This is a genomic window from Stenotrophomonas sp. PS02289 (assembly GCF_029960115.1).
Lineage (GTDB): Bacteria > Pseudomonadota > Gammaproteobacteria > Xanthomonadales > Xanthomonadaceae > Stenotrophomonas.
The window spans coordinates 1-23,720 of sequence record NZ_JASCOZ010000062.1 but is presented as its reverse complement, the minus strand read 5'-3'; the positions used below and the strand labels follow the sequence as shown (position 1 = coordinate 23,720).

At 65.6% G+C, this 23,720-nt stretch carries 17 protein-coding genes; 9 read left to right on the top strand and 8 right to left on the bottom strand.

Translation table 11 applies throughout. The features are described 5' to 3' along the window. Positions 1–69: 69 nt before the first annotated feature. The gene (adhP, locus tag QMX83_RS10690; RefSeq protein ID WP_282296614.1) at positions 70–1,098 is read right to left on the bottom strand and encodes an alcohol dehydrogenase AdhP; all 1,029 of its coding nucleotides are present in this window, start codon (positions 1,096–1,098) and stop codon (positions 70–72) included. Between the two features lie 69 nt (positions 1,099–1,167). Beyond that, on the bottom strand, positions 1,168–2,697 hold the full coding sequence (gene adh / locus QMX83_RS10685; RefSeq protein ID WP_282296613.1) for an aldehyde dehydrogenase: 1,530 nt from the start codon (positions 2,695–2,697) through the stop codon (positions 1,168–1,170). Positions 2,698–2,937: 240 nt separating this feature from the next. Between adh and QMX83_RS10680 the strand changes: the two genes are divergently transcribed. After that, entirely contained in the window at positions 2,938–4,815 is a 1,878-nt protein-coding gene (locus QMX83_RS10680; protein WP_282296612.1) for a sigma-54-dependent Fis family transcriptional regulator, read from the top strand. Position 4,816: 1 nt separating this feature from the next. Here QMX83_RS10680 and eda read toward each other — a convergent pair whose 3' ends face one another. Then, positions 4,817–5,455 (bottom strand): bifunctional 4-hydroxy-2-oxoglutarate aldolase/2-dehydro-3-deoxy-phosphogluconate aldolase, encoded by a 639-nt coding sequence (gene eda, locus QMX83_RS10675; RefSeq protein WP_282296611.1) that lies wholly within the window; start codon positions 5,453–5,455, stop codon positions 4,817–4,819. Beyond that, positions 5,442–6,464: a sugar kinase gene (locus QMX83_RS10670; RefSeq protein WP_282296616.1), complete on the bottom strand. Its 1,023-nt coding sequence runs from the start codon at positions 6,462–6,464 to the stop codon at positions 5,442–5,444. Before QMX83_RS10670 ends, eda begins: the two co-directional genes overlap by 14 nt. Before the next feature lie 265 nt (positions 6,465–6,729). On the opposite strand from QMX83_RS10670, the gene QMX83_RS10665 reads away from it, so the two are divergent. Both QMX83_RS10665 and QMX83_RS10660 read left to right on the top strand, forming a co-directional pair. Further along, positions 6,730–9,489, top strand: a complete 2,760-nt coding sequence (locus QMX83_RS10665) for a TonB-dependent receptor (protein ID WP_282296610.1) — start codon at positions 6,730–6,732, stop codon at positions 9,487–9,489. 244 nt (positions 9,490–9,733) lie between these two features. Beyond that, positions 9,734–13,543, top strand: coding sequence for a LamG-like jellyroll fold domain-containing protein (locus QMX83_RS10660; protein ID WP_282296609.1), 3,810 nt, complete (start codon positions 9,734–9,736; stop codon positions 13,541–13,543). A 121-nt stretch (positions 13,544–13,664) separates the two neighbouring features. On the opposite strand, the gene QMX83_RS10655 is transcribed toward QMX83_RS10660, so the two are convergent. Further along, a complete protein-coding gene (locus QMX83_RS10655) occupies positions 13,665–14,504 on the bottom strand; it encodes a PhzF family phenazine biosynthesis protein (RefSeq protein ID WP_282296608.1) in 840 nt (279 codons plus the stop codon). A gap of 236 nt (positions 14,505–14,740) precedes the next feature. Here QMX83_RS10655 and QMX83_RS10650 point away from each other — a divergent pair, with 236 nt between their 5' ends. Then, positions 14,741–15,397: a hypothetical protein gene (locus QMX83_RS10650; RefSeq protein WP_282296607.1), complete on the top strand. Its 657-nt coding sequence runs from the start codon at positions 14,741–14,743 to the stop codon at positions 15,395–15,397. 172 nt (positions 15,398–15,569) lie between these two features. Here QMX83_RS10650 and QMX83_RS10645 read toward each other — a convergent pair whose 3' ends face one another. The 3 genes from QMX83_RS10645 to QMX83_RS10635 form a co-directional block, all read right to left on the bottom strand. Further along, on the bottom strand, positions 15,570–16,157 hold the full coding sequence (locus tag QMX83_RS10645) for a cysteine dioxygenase family protein (protein ID WP_282296606.1): 588 nt from the start codon (positions 16,155–16,157) through the stop codon (positions 15,570–15,572). Between the two features lie 189 nt (positions 16,158–16,346). After that, positions 16,347–17,894, bottom strand: a complete 1,548-nt coding sequence (locus QMX83_RS10640; protein ID WP_282296615.1) for a carboxylesterase/lipase family protein — start codon at positions 17,892–17,894, stop codon at positions 16,347–16,349. A gap of 59 nt (positions 17,895–17,953) precedes the next feature. After that, on the bottom strand, positions 17,954–18,925 hold the full coding sequence (locus QMX83_RS10635; RefSeq protein WP_282296604.1) for an alpha/beta hydrolase: 972 nt from the start codon (positions 18,923–18,925) through the stop codon (positions 17,954–17,956). A 202-nt stretch (positions 18,926–19,127) separates the two neighbouring features. On the opposite strand from QMX83_RS10635, the gene QMX83_RS10630 reads away from it, so the two are divergent. The 5 genes from QMX83_RS10630 to QMX83_RS10610 form a co-directional block, all read left to right on the top strand. Further along, on the top strand, positions 19,128–19,949 hold the full coding sequence (locus QMX83_RS10630) for a 2-keto-4-pentenoate hydratase (RefSeq protein WP_282296602.1): 822 nt from the start codon (positions 19,128–19,130) through the stop codon (positions 19,947–19,949). 37 nt (positions 19,950–19,986) lie between these two features. Next, positions 19,987–20,988, top strand: a complete 1,002-nt coding sequence (locus tag QMX83_RS10625; RefSeq protein WP_282296601.1) for a TRAP transporter substrate-binding protein — start codon at positions 19,987–19,989, stop codon at positions 20,986–20,988. A 10-nt stretch (positions 20,989–20,998) separates the two neighbouring features. Then, the gene (locus tag QMX83_RS10620) at positions 20,999–21,532 is read left to right on the top strand and encodes a TRAP transporter small permease (RefSeq protein ID WP_282296600.1); all 534 of its coding nucleotides are present in this window, start codon (positions 20,999–21,001) and stop codon (positions 21,530–21,532) included. A 3-nt stretch (positions 21,533–21,535) separates the two neighbouring features. Beyond that, positions 21,536–22,819, top strand: a complete 1,284-nt coding sequence (locus QMX83_RS10615) for a TRAP transporter large permease (protein WP_282296599.1) — start codon at positions 21,536–21,538, stop codon at positions 22,817–22,819. Between the two features lie 8 nt (positions 22,820–22,827). Beyond that, positions 22,828–23,720, top strand: an 893-nt coding sequence (locus QMX83_RS10610; RefSeq protein ID WP_282296598.1) for a family 43 glycosylhydrolase, incomplete at its 3' end; no start/stop codon positions are given.

Here is a 23,720-nt window from a genome sequence, read left to right as displayed (position 1 = left end):
CGTGACGGTTGAGCCGGAAAACGGCGGCCGCGCCCGCGGGAGAGGGGAACGGGCGCGGCCGCCGGGGGCTCAGAGGTTCATGTCCAGCACCACGCGGCCTTCGATCTTGCCGGCGTGCATGCGCGCAAAGATGTCGTTGATGTTCTCCAGCGCATCGCTGGTGACGGTGGCGGCGACCTTGCCCTGTTCGGCGAACTCCAGCGATTCCTGCAGGTCCAGGCGGGTGCCGACGATCGAACCGCGCACGGTGATGCCGTTGAGCACCATGCCGAAGATATCCAGCGGGAACTCGCCCGGCGGCAGGCCATTGAGCGACACCGTGCCACCACGACGCACCATGCCCAGTGCCTGCTCGAACGCCTTCGGCGACACTGCGGTGACCAGCGCACCATGCGCGCCGCCAATCTCCTTCTTCAGGAACGCGGCCGGGTCGGTGTTGCGCGCGTTGACGGTCACCGTGGCACCGAGGCGCTGCGCCAAGGCCAGCTTGTCATCGTCGATATCCACCGCGGCCACATTCAGGCCCATCGCCTTGGCGTACTGCACCGCCATGTGGCCCAGCCCGCCGACACCGGAAATCACCACCCATTCGCCCGGCTTGGTATCGGTGACCTTCAAGCCCTTGTACACGGTGACGCCGGCACACAGGATCGGAGCCACTTCGATGAAGCCGATGCCCTTGGGCAGCAGGCCGACATAGTCCGCGTTGGCCAGTGCGTACTCGGCGAAGCCACCGTTCACCGAGTAGCCGCTGTTCTGCTGGGCCTCGCACAGCGTTTCCCAGCCACCCAGGCAGTGTTCGCAATGACCGCAGGCGGAGTAGAGCCAGGGGATGCCGACGCGGTCGCCTTCCTTGATGTGGGTGACGCCCTGGCCCACCGCGACGACGTGGCCGACGCCTTCATGGCCGGGAATGAACGGCGGGTTCGGCTTCACCGGCCAGTCGCCTTCGGCGGCGTGCAGGTCGGTGTGGCAGACACCGCAGGCTTCGATCTTGACCAGGATGTCGCCCGGCCCCGGACGCGGCACGGTGACCTCTTCAATCACCAGGGGCTTGCCGAATTCGCGGACCACCGCCGCTTTCATCGTCTTGTTCATGCATGCATCTCCATGGGGGGATTCCAGCGTGTGCCTGCCGGCCTGCGCACGCCTTGATCGTGATCAAGCTCAGAAGAAACCGAGCTTCTTCGGCGAGTAGCTCACCAGCAGGTTCTTGGTCTGCTGGTAGTGGTCGAGCATCATCTTGTGGTTCTCGCGGCCGATGCCGGACTGCTTGTAGCCGCCAAACGCGGCATGTGCGGGATAGGCGTGATAGCAGTTGGTCCAGACTCGTCCGGCCTGGATGCCGCGGCCCATGCGGTACAGCCGTGAGGCGTCACGGCTCCACACGCCCGCGCCCAGTCCGTACAGGGTGTCGTTGGCGATCTCCAGCGCTTCCTCCTCGGTCTTGAAGGTGGTCACTGACACCACCGGCCCGAAGATCTCCTCCTGGAACACGCGCATGCGGTTGTGGCCCTTGAACACGGTGGGCTTCACGTAGAAGCCACCGGCCAGCTCGCCATCAAGCGTGTTCTGGCCGCCACCGATCAACACCTCCGCGCCTTCCTGCTTGCCGATGTCGATGTAGGACAGAATTTTCTCCAGCTGCTCGCTGGAGGCCTGTGCGCCGACCATGGTGTTGGGGTCGAGGGGATTGCCCTGCACGATAGCGGCCACGCGCTTGAGCGCGCGTTCCATGAACTTCTCGTAGATGGATTCCTGGATGAGCGCGCGCGACGGGCAGGTACACACCTCGCCCTGGTTCAGTGCGAACAGCACGAAACCTTCAATCGCCTTGTCGAGGAAGTCATCGTCCTCGGCCATCACGTCGGCGAAGAAAATGTTGGGCGACTTGCCACCCAGTTCGAGCGTCACCGGAATCAGGTTCTGGCTGGCGTACTGCATGATCAACCTGCCGGTGGTGGTTTCGCCGGTGAAGGCGATCTTGGCGATGCGCGGGTTCGAGGCCAGCGGCTTGCCGGCTTCCAGCCCGAAGCCGTTCACCACGTTGAGCACGCCCTTGGGCAGCAGGTCGCCGATCAGTTCCATCAGCACCAGGATCGAGGCCGGGGTCTGCTCGGCCGGCTTGAGCACCACGCAGTTGCCGGCGGCCAGCGCCGGAGCCAGTTTCCACGCCGCCATCAGCAGCGGGAAGTTCCACGGAATGATCTGCCCGACCACGCCCAGCGGCTCGTGGAAGTGGTAGGCCACGGTGTCCTTGTCGATCTCCGAGAGGCTGCCTTCCTGCGCGCGCACCGCACCGGCGAAGTAGCGGAAGTGGTCGACCATCAGCGGGATGTCGGCGTTGAGGGTTTCGCGGATCGGCTTGCCGTTGTCCCAGGTCTCCGCGTGTGCGATCAGTTCCAGGTTCTGCTCGATGCGGTCGGCGATGCGGTTGAGCACGTTGGCGCGCTCGGTGGTGCTGGTTTCGGCCCAGCCTCGCTTCGCGGCATGCGCGGCATCCAGCGCCGCCTCGATGTCCTCGGCGTTGGAGCGGGCCACCTCGGTGAACACCTTGCCGGTCACCGGGGTGGTGTTCTCGAAATACTGGCCGCTGCGCGGGGCGACCCACTCGCCGCCGATGTAATTGCCATAGCGCGGCTTGAACAGCGAGCGGGGGTCGGTGGCGTGCGGCTTGGCAGAGGTGACGGCATTCATCGGTGGATCTCCGGCAGGGTTGGGTAAGCCCACAAAGGGGGTGACCCACTACCGCAAGGACGGTGCCAGCTTTGACCTGCTGCGCTGCGACACGGCGTCGCAGCCTGTGGTGGCACGCCGATGCGCATTCAATTGCGGCAGTGCATCACCGAAGGTCATTGCGCGCTAACGCGCGCTGTGGTGTTTATCGGAACAGGTCCCGCTGCACCTGTCGCAAATTGCGACACTGGAGAAACCGTCGTGTCCCAGCTACCGCTCGCTCACCGTGTGGGGAATGCGCGTCGCTCGTTCTTCGAGCGCGGCTCCACCCCTGTGGGGATCGTGTCCGACACCATCCTGCAGTCGTGGCAGCGCTGCCTGCGCGGCGGCCTGCTGGTGGATGCCCAACCCGACGTGGAGCCGCTGCCGCAGGCGCGCCTGCGCGAACTGCGTGAGCGCCAGCAACGCCTGTGGCGGCTGGCGCGGCCGGAACTGGACGGGCTGGCCGCTGACATCGCCGCCACCGGCAGCATCGTCCTGCTTACCGATGAGGAAGGCTGGGTGCTGGACGCCGAAGGCAGCCCGGGCTTTCTGGACAAAGCCGGCCGGGTCGCGCTGATGCCCGGCGTGCGCTGGGACGAGACCACGGTGGGCACCAACGCGATCGGCACCGCGATTGTCGAAGGGCGTTCGGTGGAGGTGCGCGGCGGCGAGCACTACTTCGCCCCGCATTCGATCCTGACCTGTTCGGCCACGCCGATCTTCGACCCTTACGGCCAACGCGTGGGCGTACTGGATATCTCCGGCGATGCCCGACAGCAGCATCTGCATGCGCGGGTGCTGGCCCGCCAGGCAGTAGCGCATATTGAACACCGCTACTTCGAGGAAGGCCTGGCCGACTGCGAGCTGGTGCGGCTGCACCATGACCGCGCCCTGCTGGGTACCGCCCGCGAAGGCATTCTGGGCTTCCGCAACGGAAAGCTGGTGGCGGCCAACCGCGCCGGGCTGGCGCTGTTCGGACTGGACCACGGTGACATCGGCCGCGCGCCCTATGCGGCGCTGTTCGACGGCCCGCTGGCGCGCATGCATGACGATGGTGCGTTGATCGACCGGCAGGGCCGCGCGTTGCACGGGCAACTGCAGGAAGGCACCCGTGCGTCCGCACCGCATCGGGCGCATCCAACGGCGTCGATGCGGCCCGCTACACCGCGTCCCACGCCCGCACCGGCCATCGTGGATGACCGACCGCTGTTCGATGAGGCCCAGCACCGCGCGCTGGAACGCGCCTGCCGTGTGCTCGACGCCCAGCTGCCGGTTCTCCTGCAGGGCGAAACTGGCACCGGAAAAGAGGTGTTCGCGCGCGAGCTGCATCGCCGCAGTGCACGCGCTGATCGCCCGTTCGTGGCGGTGAACTGCGCCGCGCTGCCGGAAGGACTGATCGAAGCGGAACTGTTCGGGTACGAGGAAGGTGCCTTCACCGGTGCACGCCGTAGCGGCAGCACCGGCCTGCTGCGCCAGGCCCAGGGCGGTGTGTTGTTCCTCGACGAGATCGGCGACATGCCGCTCGCGCTGCAGCCGCGTCTGCTGCGGGTGCTGCAGGAACGCACCCTCTCACCGCTCGGTGGCGGCAAACCAGTACAACTGGATTTCGCTTTGATCTGCGCCACACACCGTGACCTCGATCATGCGATGGCGGCCGGCGAGTTCCGCAGCGACCTGTTCTATCGCATTGCCGACCATCGCGTCGCCCTGCCTTCGTTACGCAACCTGTCCGACCGTAGCGCGATGGTGCAGGGCCTGTGGCAGCGGCTGGGCCAGGGCCGCCGGCTGGATGCGCCGTCTGCGGCGGCCTTGGCCGCGTACACGTGGCCGGGCAACGTCCGCCAGCTCAGTGCCTGCCTGCGCACCTTGGTGGCGTTGAGTGAACCCGGTGAGGTGATCGCGTTGGCGTCGTTACCGGACTACGTGCGCGAGGCACCCGTGGCGGTGCCTGTTGCTATGGCCAGTGGCCTGCAGGCGATGACCCTGGCTGCCATGCGTGAAGCCGTTGCGGCCGCCGACGGCAATGTCTCCGAAGCGGCGCGCGCGCTGGGCATCAGCCGCAGCACGTTGTATCGGCGGCTCGGGGTGAGCGGGTAACTCAACCCACCAACGCCGCCGATTCCCGCGCCAGCTGTTCAATCCCCGCCCAATCACGCGCCTGCATCAACGCCCGCGTGGTCAACCACGAACCGCCCACGCACAGCACATTCGGCAGGTGCAGGAAATCGCGTGCAGTCTGCGCGCTGATCCCACCGGTCGGGCAGAAGCGCACATCACCAAACGGCCCGTTCCACGCGCTCAGCATTCCCACGCCGCCGGCCTGCACCGCCGGGAAGAACTTGAACGTATCCAGCCCCTGCTCCAGTCCCTGCATCAGCTCGGACGAGGTCGCCACGCCCGGCAGGAACGGCAGGTCGGTATCGCGCGCTGCCGCGTAAAGACGGTCGGTGGCACCCGGCGACACCGCGAAGCGGCCGCCGATCTTCTTCACCTGTTCCATCTGCGCGGCGGTCAGTACCGTGCCTGCGCCGACCACGGCGTCGGGCACCGCTTCCACCATCGCCTTGATCGCGTCCATCGCCACCGGCGTGCGCAGGGTGACCTCGATCACCGGCAGCCCGCCGTTGAACAGCGCCTGTGCCACCGCCACTGCGTCATCCACGTTTTCCGGGGTGAACACCGGGATCACCGGGGCCAGTTTCAACACTGCGCGTACGCGCGGATCAGCGCCGGACATCAAATCGCTCCTCGCCCGTCAGGGCCATCACGTCAGCTTCGCTGACCAGGTTGAAGTCGCCCGGAATCGAGTGCTTGAGAATGGCCGCAGCCAGACCGAAGCGCACGATGGCCTGCGGGTCGAAGTCGCGCATCATGCCATGCAGGATGCCCGCGGCGAAGGCGTCGCCGCCGCCAATGCGATCGACAATGCCGACCATCTCGCGCGGTGCGGCCAGTGCACGCGTGCCGTCGCGACCGATCAGCATCGCGCCGAGCGAGTGATGGTCCACGCTGTGCGGCGTGCGCTGGGTGCAGGCCATCCACTGCAGCCGCGGGAATGCGGCAAATGCCTGCGCAGCCGCCGCGTCCACGCGCTCGCCGATGTCGGCCTGCGGGAATTCGCCACCCAGCACCACGCCGATGTCGCGGTAATCGGCAAACGCCACGTGCGCGCAGGCAAACAGCTCACGCAGTATGCGCGGTGCGTCGCCTTCCCAGCGCGCCCACAGCGACGGCCGGAAGTTGCCGTCGAACGACACCTTCACCCCGCGCGCGCAGGCCGCCTGCGCCGCAGCCAGGGTGGCCTCGGCCATGGCTGTGTTCAACGCGGGGCTGACCCCGGAAAGATGCAGCCATTCCACACCGTCCAGCAGCGTGTTCCAGTCGTAGTCGGCGGCGCTGCCCAGTGAGAACGCCGAGTCCACGCGGTCGTACACCACCTCGCTGGCGCGCTGCACGGCACCGGTGGTGAGGAAGTACAGGCCCATGCGGCCCGGACGGGTCTGCACGTGGCGGGTGTCGACCTGGTGGCGGCGCAGCTCGCCGACGACGAACTGACCCAGCGGGTTGGCCGGCAGTGTGCTGACCATCGAAACGTCGTGGCCGAACTGCGCCAGCGAAACGCCCACATTGGCCTCGGCACCGCCGGGGTGTACCGTCAGCTGCCCTGTCTGCAGCAGCAGTTCACGGCCGGGGGCGCTCATGCGCAGCAGCAACTCTCCAAAACAGACAACACGACTCATGGCGATGGATCCCTTGTTGTGGAACTGACCGGGCGACAGCGCCAAGACAGTTTGGCTAGCGGTGTCATTCTAGCGGGCCGGGCCGCCCCGTCTACCCATGTGCAAAGTCGGAACCTTTGTCCCGCAAGCATCTGCGGGACATTGCAAATCTGTTGCGGTGCAAGATGCCCTGTCCTCCACGTGCTGTTAACGTCCGCCCTGACCAGCGGTGTCATTGCACTGACACGTCGCCGGATTGCTGTTTCATGTAGCACCTTGGGAGAGGGAAAACATGCAATACCGAATCAATCAGAAAAAGACACCGGTTACCTTGCTCGCACTTTCGATTGGCCTGGCGCTCGGTGGCGCCGCGCTGGCCCAGGAGCAGACCGGCACCGCCGCCACGGAACTGGATACCGTCACTGTCACCGGCTACCGCGCCAGCGTGGAGAAGGCGCTGGACATCAAGCGCGGTGAGTCCGGCGTGGTAGACGCCATCGTCGCCGAAGACATCGGCAAGTTCCCCGATCTGAACCTGGCCGAGTCGCTGCAGCGCATTCCGGGCGTAGTCATCACCCGTGAAGCCGGCGAAGGCCGCAACATCTCCGTGCGCGGCCTGGGTCCGGACTTCACCCGCGTGCGCATCAACGGCATGGAAGCGCTCACCACCGTGGGTGCCGGCGACCAGAGCGGCGGCACCAACCGCGGTCGCGGCTTCGACTTCAACGTGTTCGCCTCGGACCTGTTCTCGCAGCTGATCGTGCGCAAGACCGCCTCGGCCGACGTGGAAGAAGGCTCGCTGGGTGCCACTGTGGACCTGCGCACCGGTCGTCCGTTCGACTATGACGGCTTCACCTTCGCCGCCAGCGGCCAGGCCAGCTACAACGCCATGGCTGAAAAGGCCGACCCGCGCGTGGCCGCACTGGTCTCCAACACCTGGGCCGACAACACCTTCGGCGCGCTGCTGTCGGTGGCCTACTCCGAGCGCCAGGCGCTGGAAGAAGGCTCCAACACCGGCCGTTGGGCCAATGGCCCCAGCAACGGCAACTTCAGCCCCAGCTCGCCGTTCACCGCCGCACGCAGCGCCGATGTCTATCACCCGCGCTTCCCGCGTTACGTGCAGATGGAACATGAGCAGAAGCGCCTGGGCGTCACCGGTACCCTGCAGTGGAAGCCGACCAACGCCACTGAAATCTCGCTGGACGCGCTGTACTCGAAGATCGACGCCGAGCGCGACGAAAACTACATCGAAGCCATTTCCTTCAGCCGCGGCACCAGCACCACCCCGCGCCTGGTCGGCAAGCCGAACACCATCGTCAAGAACGGCGTGATCGAAAACAGCGCGCTGGTCTACGGTGAATTCGACAACGTCGACATCCGCACCGAAAACCGCCATGACGAGTGGAGCACCGAGTTCAAGCAGCTGGCCTTGAACGGCCAGCACCGCTTCGGTGACGACTTCACCTTGTCCGGAAAGGTCGGCGTTTCGCGCTCCAAGCACGAGAACCCGATCCAGACCACGATCATCATGGACAAGTACGATGTCGACAATTACAGCTACGACTACCGCGGCAACAACCGGTTCCCGACGCTGAACTACGGCATCAACCCGACCGATCCGACCGGCTGGGAGCTGGCTGAAATCCGCCTGCGTCCGCAGTACGTGGACAACGACTTCGACACCGGCCAGATCGACTTCAACTGGAACATCAGCCCCGGCTTCCGCCTGAAGGGCGGCGTCCTGGCCAAGGACTACACCTTCAAGACCACCGAACTGCGTCGCAGCAGCGAACTGGCCGTGCCGAACTTCGCCAACGGCACCAAGATCGTGCCGGTGGACATGACCCAGCCGGCCAGCCTGAAGGGCATCAATGGCAACCCGGACCAGTGGGTCGTGCCGAATCTGGACGCGATTGCTGACTACTTCGACATCTACAGCAACAGCGGCACCTTCGCCGTGGCTCCGCGCGCCAACAACGTGCGCAGCGTGGAAGAGAAGGACCGCGGCGGCTACCTGATGGGTGAGTTCTCCACCGAACTGGGCAGCATCCCGTTCTCGGGTAACTTCGGCGTCCGTTACGTCAAGACCAAGCAGAGCTCCACCGGTCTGTCGACGTTGTCCACCACTACCGTTTCCACCACCGTGGACCGCGAGTACGACGACACGCTGCCCTCGTTCAACCTGGTGGCCGAGATCACCCCGGACTTCCTGATCCGCCTTGGCGCGGCCAAGGTGATGAGCCGTCCGGGCCTGGGCAGCCTGACCCCGGGGTCGACCGTGGCCGTGGCCGGCGGTGCGCGCACCATCTCCACCGGTAACCCGAACCTCGACCCGATCCGCGCCAAGAACGTGGACCTGGGCTTTGAGTGGTACTTCGCCGAAGGCGCGATGGCCGGCGTCGGTCTGTTCTACAAGGACATCGACACCTTCATCCAGACCACCCGCGAAACCCGTCCCTTCAGCGACAGCGGCCTGCCGGCCGAACTGCTGATCGGCACCGGTGCCACCCCGGACAGCGACTTCACCTACACCAAGCCGGTCAACACCCCGGGTGGTGAGCTGAAGGGCGTGGAAGTGAACTACACCCAGCCCTTCACCTTCCTGCCGGGCAACTGGTCGAACCTGGGCATCCAGTTGAACTACACCTGGGTGGACTCGCAGATCCAGTACATCAACTCCACGGGCCAGCCGGTGCTGAAGGCCGACCTGACCGGTCTGTCGCGCAACTCGTGGAACGCCACCCTGTTCTATGAAGGCAAGGTGTTCTCCGGCCGTGTCTCGGCGACCAACCGCGACGACTACCTGACCCAGGTCACCGGTACCGAAAACGGCTTCAACCTCGACGGCTACCACGGCATGACCGGCACCACCTTCATCGATGCGTCGATCCGCTATGCGATCAACGACAAGCTGGAGCTGAGCCTGGAAGGCATGAACCTGACCAACGAGGCATCCGACGAGTGGGTCTACTCGCCGGCCACCGGTCAGCTGCCGCTGCAGTACACCGAAACCGGGCGGCAGTACATGCTCGGCGTGCGCTACAAGTTCTGATCGCACGATGGCAGCGGCGTGGGCAACCACGCCGCTGTTGCGGCGCAAGATGCCGCACCGTTTCCCCTTTGCTAGTTTCTGACGGCCTTGCGCTGATACCGCGGCCGTGGCCGACCGCACCGTTCTGCTGACGAGGATGGCGTGTTGTGCCGTACGTTCTCGCTGTGGAAAGGAAGGTCACATGCTGCATTGCGCTGATGTTCTGGGCCGGTGGATGCCGGGTGCTTCGAATGGTGCGGGTCCGATGAGGGCCGGCCAACGGCCGGCGCTACCGAGGCTTGCAGTTCTAGCCCTTGCGCTCGTGTCCGCTGGCAACGCCGCCGCGCAGACCACCCCGCAGCTGTTGTTCCATGTCTCGGCCGAGCACGGCCTTGAGGCGGACGCCGCACAGGGCGATGCGATTCCCAATTTTGTCGACAAGGTCACCACCGTGGCCGACGGCGCGCACGGCCGCGCCATCCAGTGGGCTGACGACGGCGTGTTGTCCTGGAACGCACCGGGCAACATCCAGGCCCAGCGCGGCACCCTTGGTTTCTACTGGCGACCGCGCTACGCCGTCGGTGAAGCGCCGTTCGTGATCTTCCGCGTCGGCTACGCCGACCACAGCAGCTGGGACATGGCCTGGCTGCGCATCGACTGGAACGGCCACGGCTTCGATGCCTTCGTCACCGACGCCAACCTGGCCCGTACCCGTGTCTCGTTCAAGCTGGACGCGCTACCCGCCGCCGACCGCTGGCAGCACATCGCCTTCGGCTGGGACGAAGACCACGGCGTGCGTCTGTATGTGGACGGCAAGGAAGTCGCGCGCGCTGAAACCACCGCCGACTACGACGCCGCGTTGGACCAGCTGGGTCTGGCGGGTCGCGTGATGGCCCCCTACCAGGTGCAGAGCCGCTACAACTTCCTGCGTGGCAGTGACTTCGACGAGATTCGCGTCTACGACCGCCTGCTCGATCCGGCCGGCATGGCCGCCTTGGCGGCCAACCGCGCGCCGACCACGGCTGTACTGAGCGCTGACGCGCAGCGCGCCTGGAATCACCGGTTCGGTTGGGACCGCGCGCTGCCGCCAGCGCTGACCACCCCGACCACCTCCATCCGCAAGGTCGAGTTCGACGACACCAAGGACCACAAGCAGTGGATGTGGAAGGCGACCGATGGCATTGCCGAGACCACCTGGCCCGGCGTGTACAACCGCTCGCGCCTGCCCGGCCGCAATGACTACTTCCAGCTGCCGGACTGGAACACCTATGTGGAAGGCGGCCAGCAGCTCGACCTGACCGTACCCGACACTGAGACCGTCAACCGTGTGGAAGTGCGCGGTGCCGCCTTCGGTGCGCTGAGCCACTCTGCCAATGGCCAGTCTGCCACTTCCCTGCTGCAGCGCCCGCAGGGTGTGGTGCGCAGCGTGGATGACATTCCCGCCCAGCGCGGTGGCGTGCTGCACTTCCGCAACACCGAGCAGGAAACCCCGATCCAGGAGATCTGGGCCTACAACGTCAGTGACGCGGCCGAGCCGGAAGGCACGGTCAAGCAGCGCTACCTGATCGACAGCCAGGCGCTGCCCGATTACCTCAACATCACCGCGCTGCGCGAGTACATCGACGGCCGCTACCCCGTGGCCGAACGCAGCACGGTGATGGCGCTGCCCAAGGGCGCAGGTTCGCGCCGTCGCGCCGCCGACACCCTGCCGGCGCAGCCGCTGCCGATCGTGCACGTGCTGATTCCCAGTGGTGTGGGCGATGCCCCGGCTGCGCAGCCGCTGATCCGCAGCTGGGCGCACAGCTGGGAGAACATGTACGACGGGCTGGATGGCGTGGCCATCGACATTCCGGCGCTGAACCTGCCGGCCACCCGCGACGGCCTGATTCCACTCAACATCCGCATCAAGGACCCGATCTGGCCGGCGCGCGACATGATCGATGTCAGTGTTTCGGTCAAACCCGGTGAAAAGCGCACGCTGTGGCTGGACCTGCGCGACCGCATCCTCACCGCCGACAGCCTGTGGCTGAGCGTCGCCTCGGGCGCGCCAGGCTTCAACGCCGCCTCACTGGACGGCGCGGAGATCCGCCTGGTGTTCAAGGACCGCGCCGAAGCCAAGCGCGAACACGCCGCAGACCGCTTCAACCAGGTGCGTGACAACTGGGGCTTCCTGGTTGAAGAGCACACCACCTCCAAGCGTCAGCGCCTGTATGCGCGCGTGTACGCCGACCTGAGCGACCTGCTGCGGGTCGACCCGGACCACGAGCTGGGCCGCCTGTACTGGAACTACATCAGCTACAACAGCCAGGGCAAACCGCCGTTTACCCAGCCCGAAGCGCCGAAGGGTGCGCCGCTGTGGGCGTTCCGTCAGACCGAAGACCTCAAGTACGTGCGTCGCTTCGTCGACTGGTGGATCGACAACCGCCAGATCGCTTATGGCGACTTCGGCGGCGGCATCTCCGACGACACCGACCTCACCCAGCAGTGGCCGGGACTCGCCCTGATGGGCGTGGAACCGGACCGGCTCAACACCTCACTCACTGCGTTGAGTGACGCGGTGTATCGCAATGGCATGTTCAGCAACGGCCTGAGCACCATCGAGACTGACGAGCTGCACAGCTACGAAGAAGGCATCAACGCCAACAGCGCCATGCTCTACCTCAACTGGGGCGACCCGTTGACCGTGGAGCGCCTGATGGAAACGGTGAAGGCCTTCAACGAGCGCATCATCCTGCCCAACCCGCAGGGGCACCTGCTGTTCTCCAGCAACTGGTTCGGCGGCAACAAGGTGTATCGCGAACCGAACTGGCAGTGGCAGAAGCCGTACTCCTTCCCTGCCCTGCATCCCGCGTTCCTGATGGGCCAATACAACGCTGATCCCACCGGCCGCAAACTGGTGGTCGGGCTGGCCGACAGCTACCTCGCCCACGCCTACACCGACGACAAGGGCCGTTGGGCGCTGCCGAACGAGATCAACTGGGCGACGGGCAAGACCCGTGGCGGCGAGCTCAACAACGGCTCTGGCGGTGGCGACACCATGCATACCTTCTGGGCGGCCTGGCGCTTCACCGGTGAGGACAAATACCTGAAGGCGCTGGACTACCGCGTGGCGCGTGGTGGCCCGGGTTCGCTGTCCAACCTGGGCGAGAACTTCGTCGAAGTGCTCGGTCGCGGCGCGGACTGGAACCCCAAGCTGATTGCCGACGCAGACGCCGGCAACACCGGCTTCGCCAGCGTGATGGCATGGCAGGCGACCGGCGACAAGAGGTATCTGGAAGCCCTGTATGCCGATGGCATCCAGGCCAAGGCACAGCGCGAGTACATGAATACCGAGGGCCACTGGTGGTCCGACCGCGTGGAAGCCAACAGCGAGTTCCTGCAGCGCGCTCGTCTCGGCGGCATCGCCCTGCGTCGCAACCAGAGCTGGCCCGGCCACACCGTCAGCTGGCGCTTCACCCAGCCCGAGGCCGCCGAGCAGGTCGGTCTGCTGGTACATGCGCCGAGTACCGAGCGCTTCACCGTGACCGCGCACAACCTTGGCAAGCGGGCAGCCGAAGCACAGATGACCACGTGGAACGTCACCGCCGGCACATGGCGGGTGCGCAGCGGTGTGGATCGCGATGGCGACGGAGTGATCGACGGCAAGGCGACCACGCAGGATGTGGTGCTCGAGCGCAGTGCCTCAATGCCGCTGCGCTTCGCGCCGGGACAGACCGAGGTGTTCGAGTTCGAGCTGGTGCAGCCGGGAACGCCGGTGGAGCTGCGGCCGGACCTCGGCGTTGGTCGCGGGGATGTGCGTGTGGATGGGAAGCAGGTGCACGTGACCGTGCACAGCCTGGGCCATGTGGGCACGCCGGTCGGCGTGGCTGTGCTGGAAGACCGTAACGGGCGGGAGATCGCGCGGACGGAAGTACCGGCAATGGAAGCGCCGAGCGATCTGGTGCCGCGTACGACGACCGTTGGTTTGCCGCTGCCGGCAGGAAGCCGAGAAGGGCTGCGGGTGCGGGTGATGCTGGACGGAGAAGCACCCGAAGTCACCCGCCTCAACAACACCGTGATGGTACCGACCCCGTAGAGCCGGGCTTGCCCGGCTTCTTTCCGACATCGCGGTGGTTCAGCCGGGCAAGCCCGGCTCTACGTCTCCTGCGTTGACGCGCCATGCGCGCCACCGCGATCCATCACCACCCATCACCGCATCAAAACGTCACACTCCCCTCAATACACGTAACACATTCCCCACCCACCCAAAGATCCTCCCCCACCAACTCCACCCACACCCGCCCGGCACGGCCCAACACCGTCCCCTGGCTGATCACATACCGCCCCGGTGCCAATCCATCGCGCAGCAACCACCGCGCGATCCCGGCATTGAGACTCCCGGTCACCGGATCTTCCGGCGCGGCTTCCCCCGCAATGAACGCCCGCGACTCAAACTGCGTGTCCACGCCATCGGACGCGTCACAAGCCGCAAACACTCCCACCATCAACCCTTCCAGCGCTGGATAGTCCGGCTTGATCGCCAGCACCGCCGCACGACTCCGCAACCGCAGTGCCAGCCACTCAGGCCCGTTCACCACCCACTGCGCATCCACCACGTCGTCAGCGGCCACGCCCAACCCAGCACGCACACGCTCACGCACGTCAGCCTCCAGCGGGCCTTCGCGCAGCAGCGGCGGAGCCACGAAGGCCAGCCCGTCCGCGCCGCGCCGGATACGCACCAGCCCGATCGCGCACTCCTGGACGATCTCCTCGCCCTGCGGTTCCCCACCCTGCGCCAGCCAGGCATAGCAGCTGCCCAACGTCGGATGGCCGGCAAACGGCAGCTCTCCCATCGTGGTGAAGATGCGCACGCGGTAATCCGCACGCGGGTCGGTGGGTGGCAGCAGGAACGTGGTCTCGCTCAGGTTGGTCCAGTTGGCGAAGGCGGCCATGCGGGCGTCGCTGAGTTCGGCCGCATCGTGGACCACGGCCAGCGGGTTACCCAGAAGCGGATCGGTACTGAAGACGTTGACCTGACGGAAAGGATGGACGCTCACGATGGGATCCGGGTGTGGGGAAACCAATCATGCGTCGCACCACGCGCAAACTTCAACGACCCGTATATCCACGCCCTGCGTGGCTGATCTGAGAATCGTTGCAGCAGGGCAACGGTGCGCGGTCGCGCTTGTCCGGGGATGCGCGCGGGCGCTACGCAGAATAGGAGTTGTACGAGATACAACGACAACTTGGAGTGCGAAGCTGACTGCTTTATGCCACAACGTCAAAGAACCCCATGACCATCAGGATACTTAGACCTGCCTTCCTCATGATGGTGCTGGCGCTTCAATTGGCATGCAAGCCTGAAGAACAACACAGTCCAGTCACCACCGGTGCCTCTGACGAAACTGTAGTAGCCCACCCCAATGGCGAAAACAGCATCACCATTCATCGAGCACAGCCCAAAGTGATGCGGGTTGTCACGCCTCATTCAATCGGCGAAATGCCATCGTCGACTGGCACGAAGGCATCCCATCATCTGGATGCGGAAGAAATGTACATCGGTGAGGGAGGCATCGAAGCGGATGCAATCGACCAGGTTCTGCAGTCGCGGAAAGCATTTGCCAACGCGGTGCAGGCTCTTGATACGGAGGGCGTCCGCAGCATGGAAGCTCAGGATATGACCCGGCTTTACCGCACCGTCATGGAGCAGGCCTTGGGCAAGGACATGGTGGTCTCCAGCCTGGCTTGCGGTCTGAGTGTCTGCCTGGGCTCGGTACAGAAGGGTTCTGAATTCGATGACAGCTGGGCGCACACGTTCCTGGACCACGAGGCGATCAAGGTCTTTGGTTTTGTCCAGGCAGAAGATCGGCTGGGGCACACACATGAGCGCCGGTTCCTGTTTTCGATGGATCCCGAGCTCCCGGCAGTCATTGTGCATCTCGCGCCGTAGGTAACCTACTCGAGTACTTACTCGTCGCGCTGCTTCATGGTCATGCCCTACCGGATGTTGAGCCGTTCATGGCGGTCGTCTGGCGAGCGACCCTACCGGAGGTCGCGCAGCGACGTTCTGGAGTGCTGGGTTGCGGACGCAACGCGCCTGGAGCAGCCGGGCAAGCCCGGCTCTACGCGGCGTCTACTTCGAGTTCCTTGGTGCGGCGTTCGTACCAGCCGTTGGTGGTGGGCTCGAAGATCGAGCTGCGTACCATCTCGCCCTGGTAGACGTGCACGGAGATTGCAAGTTGATCCGCGCTGGCGTTGCGGATGGTGTGGTACTCGTGCGGCGGGATCAGACTGCCGGCGCTGCCGCAGTCTCCAATGACGCATGGCAGTGCGCGGAAGCGGAAGCGCTCGCCATCCTGCTCAAGCAACTCGTACTGGGTGATTTCCAATTGGCCGAGCCATACGCCTTCCACACACCACAGGCCGCTGTGGTCGTGCAGCGGCGTGCCTTGGCCTGGCCCCCAGCTCATGGCGACGATGCTGTAGCCATGCTCGGGGCTGCGGTAGAGCTCGCGTCGGGCGTAGTGGTCTTCAATCGGGTGGTGCACGCAGGCAGGCAACTGGATGCGGCTGTCGGCAATGGCCTGGCGCAGTGCCTGTTGCAGCATCGGGGCGATGCGGTGCGGGTCGTTCTGTTCGACGGCGTGGTCAACGGCGGCGATGAGACGGTCGCGGCCATGGAACGTCGGGAAGGTGCAGGTCGTGTCCATGACCGCAGTGTAGGAGATTCTGGTGAAAATCTCGTTTGATCTGGATCACGGACGATGCTTGAAGATTGTCCGAAATTACCGGTGGTTTACGTGCGGAGCGTTGGTGCGCTTGGCCGGTGCGTCCGGCTTTGGGAACGTGACGTGCAGTTTGAGGGCCGGCCAACGGCCGGCGCTACCGGGTTGTTTACGTCATTGCGTGCCACGTTGTACGAACGGCACCTGCCCGTACAGGCGACGCTCGCCACCGCGTGGGTCGTCGGCTTGCTGCGAGTGCACATCAAACAACAGGGTTTGACGACGTTCGAGTGAATACGGGTCCCATTGGGCCAGCTTGCCGTGATTCGGATTGCCGGTGAAGGCGAATGCCAGCAGCGCATCGCTCATCGCATGGGCGACCTGCTGCGCGTCTTCGCCGGTGCCGGTCTTCGACCCTTCAGCGCCCAGATTGTGGAACACCAGCGGAATATCCAACGTATGGAAGGCACGCAGCTTGCCGCCATCCAGCGGTGTGCCCCAGTCGAGCTGGTACGCCCACGTGGGTGCACCTTGCCGCGCACGCGCTTCCAGCTCTTCCACCGCCCCGCGCCAGGAACGCCCGGCGGTGGTGGCGGCGAAGAACACCTCTGAAGGGGTGTACTGCGGGTACAACCTGCGGTACTCGGCGATCACCACGGAGGGCAGCAGGTCAACGAACTGCTCTTTCTCCAGCTTGGCTGGCAGGCTTTCCCACGTCAGCTCGAAGTTGGCGGGGTCGTTGCCGAGGAAGGCGCGGGTTTCATCATGCGTGTTGCCGATCACCATCGGAATGCCGGCCGACTGCACTGGTGCGTGCGGCCAGAACGGATGCACGGGCAACGCATCGCCATCCAGCACCGGCCCGAAGTACAGGCTGGTGCTTTCCACCCGCGAAGGATCGCGTGCCTTGGTCGCGGCCAACAGCGCCGAGGTCGGCAACCCCAACAGCGCGTCCACATCACGCGCACCCACGGCCTCCATCGCGATGCGCGCACGCTGCGTGGCCGCGCGCGGCCCAGCCGCGGTGATCTGCTGCCCGCTCATGGTCCAGGCCTTGTGGAACAGACCCTTGGCCGCCGGCATCGCCATCAGCGTGGCGATCTTCGCGCCGCCGCCACTCTGGCCGAACACGGTGATGTTGTCGGCGTCGCCGCCGAACTCGTGCGCATGCTCGCGCACCCAGTGCAGCGCCTGGATCAGATCCAGCTGGCCGACGTTGCCGGAATCGGCGAAACGCTCATCGCCGAGTTGACCCAGATACAGATAGCCGAACACGTTGAGGCGGTGATTCACCGTTACGACCACGACGTCGCCGCGCTGGCACAGCGCGCTGCCGTCATACAGCGGGTCGCTGCCGGAGCCATTGTTGTACGCGCCGCCGTGGATATAGAACAGGATCGGCCGTCGCCGGCCATCGCGCAGTGCCGGCGTCCAGAGGTTGAGGAACAGGCAATCCTCGCTGCCCGGGCCATCGCTGCCGCCCTGTGGCGCGGCGCTGCCGTAGGCCAGTGCATTACGCACGCCTTGCCACGGCTGCTCCTGAAGTGCGGGCTGGAAGCGCCGCGTAGCGGTATCGGCCCCATAGGGAACGCCGCGGAAGCCATGCACGCCGTTGATGTATTCGCCGCGCAGGCGACCACCGCGCACTCGCGCCAGCGACGCGGCATTCGACGCTGTGCTGTCGGCCGACGTGAGCAGGGACGAACTGGCCACACTCAACATCAAGGCATAGCGCGCACTGTCACGCAGGAAGCGACGGCGTTGCAGATCGGCGGGGCGGGTCATCGGCTGTGCTCCTGTGCCTGCATCCAGCGCAGCGCCAGCGCCGGCCACTGCGTGGTGGTGAGGTCGGGTGGAATGCGCACACCAAAACCGTGGCCGCCGTGCGCGAACAGGTGCATCTCGCTGGGCACGCCAGCCTGCAGCAAGGCCTGGTAATACAGCAGGCTGTTCTGCACCGAAACCACGTCGTCGTCCTGCGCGTGCACCAGGAAGGTGGGCGGGGTGTTGGCCGTGACCTGCTGCTGCATCGAGAACTGCTGCGTCAGCGCAGCGTCTGGATGCTTGCCCAGCAGCCGCTCACGCGAGCCGGTATGAGCGTGCCTGCCCATGTCGATCACCGGGTACATCAGCAACGCGAAATCGGGTCGCGCGCTGACCGCATCAATGGCGTCGCCGATGCCGGGCAGTGCGGTATCAAAGCCCGTGCTCAGGCGCGCTGCCACATGGCCGCCGGCAGAAAAGCCGATCACCCCGATCCGCTGCGGGTCCAGCTGGAAGCGCGCCGCATCGTGGCGGATAAGCCGCAGGGCGCGCTGCGCGTCGGCCAGCGCCGCCTGGCGATCGGTGCGCCCAGCGGGCAGGCGGTAGCGCAGCACGAACAGGGTCACCCTGCCCTGCTCCGCAAAGGCCGGCACCAGCGCGGTGCCCTCCTTGTCGAGCACGATGCGCTGGTAGCCACCGCCGGGAATGACCAGCAGCGCGCTGCCGTTGGGCCTGGCCGGGCGGTACGCCACCAGATACGGCGCACTGACCCCGTCGATGTAGCGGTCCGGCAAGGCCGGATCGGCGCTGCGCTCGATCACGCGGGGTACCGAGGCAGCGCCCTGCTCCCCCGGCACTCGGCCGGCTGGCCACAGCGCGATGCGCTCGGGACTGCCGACGGCGGGCTCCGTCTCCGGCACCGCCCGCTCGGCCGCACGGGTCGGGGCAGCAACGCCAACGGCCATCAGGCCACCCAGCAACAGGGACATCCACACAGCACATCGCATCGGCAACGGTTCCTTTCCGGTAGGGCCGCGCCATCAGGCGGGCCGGGACAGCCTGTCACCGCAAGGGTTTGCACCATACGCCAAGCTTCTGACGCAGTGCACATTGCCAATGACACCGGTTTACCATATACAGCTCATCCAAGCACTGTCGATGGGCAGTGCAACAAATCACCGGGAGACCCGCTTGAGCAACGATCACGGCCATCAGGACCTGCCCGCACCGGGGCTGGACAGCATCGCCAGCGCCTTTGTCACTGCCCGCCAGCAGGGCCGGGCGCTGCCGGATTTCCCTGGCACCATTCCCGATGACCTGGTCACGGCCTATCAGGTGCAGGACCTGGCCATTGGCCAGTGGAACGACCAGACCGTAGGCTGGAAGGTCGGCTACATCGCCGCCGAACGCCGCGATGTGTCCGGGGACGAACGCCTGCTGGGCCCGATTTTCTCTCGTCAGCTCTGGAATGCTACCGGTGGAACAGTGGACATTCCGGTGTTCGTCGGTGGCTTCGGCGCAGTTGAGGCCGAGTACGTGATCGAGCTGCTGGAAGACGCCCCGGCCGACAAGCTGGACTGGACCCCGGAAGAGGCGGAAGCCCTGCCGGCGCGGCTGTACATCGGCGTGGAAGTGGCCAGCAGCCCGCTCGCCACCATCAACGTGCTGGGCCCGCGCGTGGTGGTCAGCGACTTCGGCAACAACAACGGCCTGGTGCTGGGTCCGGAGATTCCGAACTGGACCGCGCTGGACGATGCCCAGCTGCGCGCCGAAACCCTGATCGAGGGCAGCGTGGTCGGCACCGGCGGTGCCAGCAACCTGCCCGGCGGCCTGCGCGCGGCGTATGCCTTCGCGCTGGCCCGCTCGGCCCGTCGCGGCCGTCCGCTGAAGGCCGGCGAGCTGATCGCCAGTGGCAATGCCACCGGTATTCATGACATTGCCGTAGGCCAACAGGCACTGATCCGTTTCGCCGGTTACGGCGACATTACCTGCAGGGCCATTGCCGCCGGGTAACCGTGCAGCCATGGCGAGTCCGCTTGGGAGGGCGCAGATGTTTACTCGCAGAAAGTTCCTGGCCACCGGCGTCGGCGCGCTCAGCGTGCCGCTGTTGTCGGCCTGTTCGAAAGACGCCGCATTGCCGGAAGGTGGGCAGCTGCTCACCGCCACCGATGTGCACGTGGCCGACTACCCCACCGTCACCGCGGTGAAGTGGATCGGCCAGCAGCTGGAAGAGAAGACCGGCGGCCGGCTGCGCCTGCGCCAGTACCACTCCGGCCAGCTGGGCCGCGAAAGCGAAGCGATCGACATGGCCCGCTTCGGCGCCATCGACATCACCCGTGTGTACTCGGGCGCGCTGAACAACGCGTTTCCGCTGACCCAGGCGCTGTGCCTGCCGTATGTGTTCGAGTCGGTGGCGCACATGCGCCGCGCGATGGATGGGGGCGTCGCCGAACAGGTGCTGCGCGGATTTGAAACCCGCGACCTGGTCGGCCTGGCGATCTACGATTCCGGCGCGCGCTGCTTCTACAACACCAAGCACCCGATCGTGGAACCAAACGACCTGCATGGCCTGAAGCTTCGCGTGGCGTCCTCGGACATCTTCATCCAGCTGATGCGCCTGCTGGGTGCGAACCCGACGCCGATGTCGTTGGGCGACACCTTCTCGGGCATGGAAACGCACATGATCGACGGTGCGGAGAACAACCTGCGCAGCTTCCACTCGAGCCGTCATTTTGAAGCCGCGCATTACTGGTCGCAGAGCGATCACTCCTATGCGCCGGACGTGCTGCTGATCTCGCGCAAGAGCTTCGAGTCGCTCAGCCCGGCCGATCGCCAGCTGCTGCTGGAAACCGCGCGCGCATCGGTGCAAGTCATGCGCGAGCAGTGGGATGCCTCTGAAAGTGTGGCGCGCAAGGCGGTGACCGACTTCGGCATCCGTTTCAACGAGGTCGACATGCCGGCCTTCCGCAAGGCCGCCGCGCCGTTGCTGCAGCAGTACCTGCAGCAGCCGGAGCTGGCCGCCCTCACCCGTCGCATCCGCGACTTCGCCTGAGGCCCCCGCGATGTCCGATACGAATGCTGAAACCACCGTCGACACCCGCAGTGCGCCGCAGCGTGCGCTCGACGCGATCGCCAATGTCGCCATCCACATTGCCGTGCTGGCTCTGCTTGGCCTGGTCGTGGTGCAGGGTTGGCAGGTGTTTGCCCGCTATGTGATCAACGATTCGCCGAGCTGGACCGAGCCGGTGACCCTGCTGCTGCTGGCCACGGCGATGAGTCTGGGCGCGGCTACCGGCGTGCACACCCGCCGCCACTTCGGCTTCTTCCTGCTGGCGGCGCACATGAAGCCGGCCCTGCGCCGCGTCAACGAGATGATCTGCTCGCTGGTGGTGGCGGTACTGGGCGTGGTGATTGCCTGGTGGGCGGGTGTGCTGCTGCTGGATGGCCTGGACATCAAGGCGGCCGGGGCCAACCTGCCGCAGAGCATCAACTACCTGCCGCTGTCCATTGGCGGTGCGCTGATGGCCGTATTCGCGTTGAACCAGATCGTGCAGGCCACGCAGCCGGCGGTTGAAGAAGCCGAGGGAGACCGCTGAGTCATGGGAATCACCATTCTTTTCGCTGTATTCGCGCTGCTGTTGCTGATGGGCGTACCGGTGGCTTACGCGTTGGCCGCTGCTGCGCTGGCCACGCTGTGGTATCTCGACCTGCCCACGGTGGTGCTGGTGCAGCAGATCTCTGCCGGTACCGGCTCCGCCTCGCTGATTGCGATTCCACTGTTCATCTTCGCCGGCGAAATCATGATGCGCGGCGGCATCTCCGAACGTCTGATTGCATTGGCGTCTTCGCTGGTCGGACGGCTGCGCGGCGGCCTGGGCCAAGTCTCGATCCTGTCCTCGCTGTTCTTCGGCGGTGTGTCCGGTTCGGCTATCGCGGACGTCTCGGCGGTGGGTGGCACGATGATTCCGCAGATGGTCAAACGCGGCTATGACCGCGACTTCGCGGTCAACGTCAGCATCACCGCCGCGCTGGTGGCGCTGCTGGTGCCGCCGTCGCACAACCTGATCCTGTTCTCGGCTGCGGCAGGCGGCGGTCTCTCCATCGCCGACCTGTTCGCAGCCGGCATCATGCCGGCGCTGCTGATGACCGTGGCATTGATGGTGACCGGCTACGCGGTGGCGCGTAAGCGCGGCTACGGGGTGGAGATCTTCCCGGGCTGGCGCGCGGTGCTGCTGCGCATGGTCTCTGCCCTGCCCGGCCTGGGCCTGGTGGCGCTGATCTTCGTCGGTATCCGTGCGGGCATCTTCACTGCGGTGGAAAGCGCCGCGATTGCCGTGGTCTATGCGCTGCTGGTCACTACTGTGCTCTACCGCCAGCTCAACTGGCGCGAGTTCATGGCCACGGTCACGCATGCAGCGCGCAGCACCGGCGTGATCCTGTTCGTGATCGCCACCGCCGCGGTGTTCGGTTGGCTGCTGGCCTACCTGCAGGTGCCGGCTGCGGCCGTGGACTTCCTGCAGTCATTCGCGCACAGCAAGTTCATGGTGTTGCTGATGATCGTGGTGATGCTGCTGCTGCTGGGCACCTTCATGGATCTGGCTCCGATGATCCTGATCTGCACGCCGATCTTCCTGCCCGTGGCCAAGGCCTATGGCATCGATCCGATTCACTTCGGGCTGGTGCTGGTGCTGACCGGCGGCCTGGGTCTGGTGACGCCGCCGGTGGGCTCGGTGCTGTTCATCGGTACCGCCATCGGCAAGATCAGCGTCGGCGAAAGCATGAAGAGCATCTGGCCGTTCTGGTTCGCGGCCCTGCTGGTGCTGATGATCGTCACCTTCTTCCCGCAGCTGTCGCTGTGGCTGCCCCAGCTGCTGCGCGCGTGAGGTTGACCATGCATCTGAAATCCCTTCTGGCCCCGGTGGCCGCCATCGCCCTGCTCTGGTCGGCCACCACCCACGCCGCCGACGCCGCCCCCACCTGGAAGCGTGGCATCGAAAACCAGCGCCAGGCCGATCTCGGCGATGGCACCTTCCTCAACCCGGTGTTCGCCGGCGATCGCCCGGACCCGTCGGTGCTGAAAGATGGTGAGGACTACTATCTCACCCTGTCTTCGTTCGATGCCTACCCCGGCCTGCCGATCTGGCACTCGCGCGACCTGGTGAACTGGCAGCCGCTCGGTCACGCCATCACCAAGAACGTCGGTGCGATCTGGGCCCCGGACATCGTCAAGCACGAAGGCCGTTACTACATCTACTTCCCGGCCCGCACGGCCGAGGCCCGCAGCAACTTCGTGGTCTGGTCCGACAGCATCAACGGCCCGTGGAGCGAGCCCATCGACCTCGGCCTGGGCGGCTACATCGACCCGGGTCATGCCGTGGGTGAGGACGGCAAGCGCTACCTGTTCCTCAGCGGTGGCGCCTATGTGCAGCTGGCTGATGACGGCCTGAGCGTGGTCGGGACCCCGAAGCATGTCTACGACGGCTGGAAGTACCCGGAAAGCTGGGACGTGGAGGCGTACGCGCAGGAAGGCCCGAAGATCAACTTCCACAACGGCTGGTACTACATGACCACCGCGGTGGGCGGCACCGCCGGTCCGCCGACGGGACACATGGTGATCACCGCGCGCTCGCGCTCCATCCATGGGCCGTGGCAGAACTCGCCGCACAACCCGATCACCCGCACGCAGTCCAAGGATGAGCCGTGGTGGTCGCGCGGCCACGCGACCGTGGTGGAAGGCCCCGACGGGCGCGGGTGGATGATGTACCACGGCTATGAGAACGGTTA

Bases quoted from the DNA above. Each gene is read 5' to 3' on its own strand.
- adhP (WP_282296614.1), bottom strand. From the start codon at position 1,098: ATGAACAAGACGATGAAAGCGGCGGTGGTCCGCGAATTCGGCAAGCCC.
- adh (WP_282296613.1), bottom strand. From the start codon at position 2,697: ATGAATGCCGTCACCTCTGCCAAGCCGCACGCCACCGACCCCCGCTCG.
- eda (WP_282296611.1), bottom strand. From the start codon at position 5,455: ATGTCCGGCGCTGATCCGCGCGTACGCGCAGTGTTGAAACTGGCCCCG.
- QMX83_RS10665 (WP_282296610.1), top strand. From the start codon at position 6,730: ATGCAATACCGAATCAATCAGAAAAAGACACCGGTTACCTTGCTCGCA.
- QMX83_RS10660 (WP_282296609.1), top strand. From the start codon at position 9,734: ATGAGGGCCGGCCAACGGCCGGCGCTACCGAGGCTTGCAGTTCTAGCC.
- QMX83_RS10650 (WP_282296607.1), top strand. From the start codon at position 14,741: ATGACCATCAGGATACTTAGACCTGCCTTCCTCATGATGGTGCTGGCG.
- QMX83_RS10645 (WP_282296606.1), bottom strand. From the start codon at position 16,157: ATGGACACGACCTGCACCTTCCCGACGTTCCATGGCCGCGACCGTCTC.
- QMX83_RS10640 (WP_282296615.1), bottom strand. From the start codon at position 17,894: ATGTTGAGTGTGGCCAGTTCGTCCCTGCTCACGTCGGCCGACAGCACA.
- QMX83_RS10635 (WP_282296604.1), bottom strand. From the start codon at position 18,925: ATGTCCCTGTTGCTGGGTGGCCTGATGGCCGTTGGCGTTGCTGCCCCG.
- QMX83_RS10625 (WP_282296601.1), top strand. From the start codon at position 19,987: ATGTTTACTCGCAGAAAGTTCCTGGCCACCGGCGTCGGCGCGCTCAGC.
- QMX83_RS10620 (WP_282296600.1), top strand. From the start codon at position 20,999: ATGTCCGATACGAATGCTGAAACCACCGTCGACACCCGCAGTGCGCCG.
- QMX83_RS10615 (WP_282296599.1), top strand. From the start codon at position 21,536: ATGGGAATCACCATTCTTTTCGCTGTATTCGCGCTGCTGTTGCTGATG.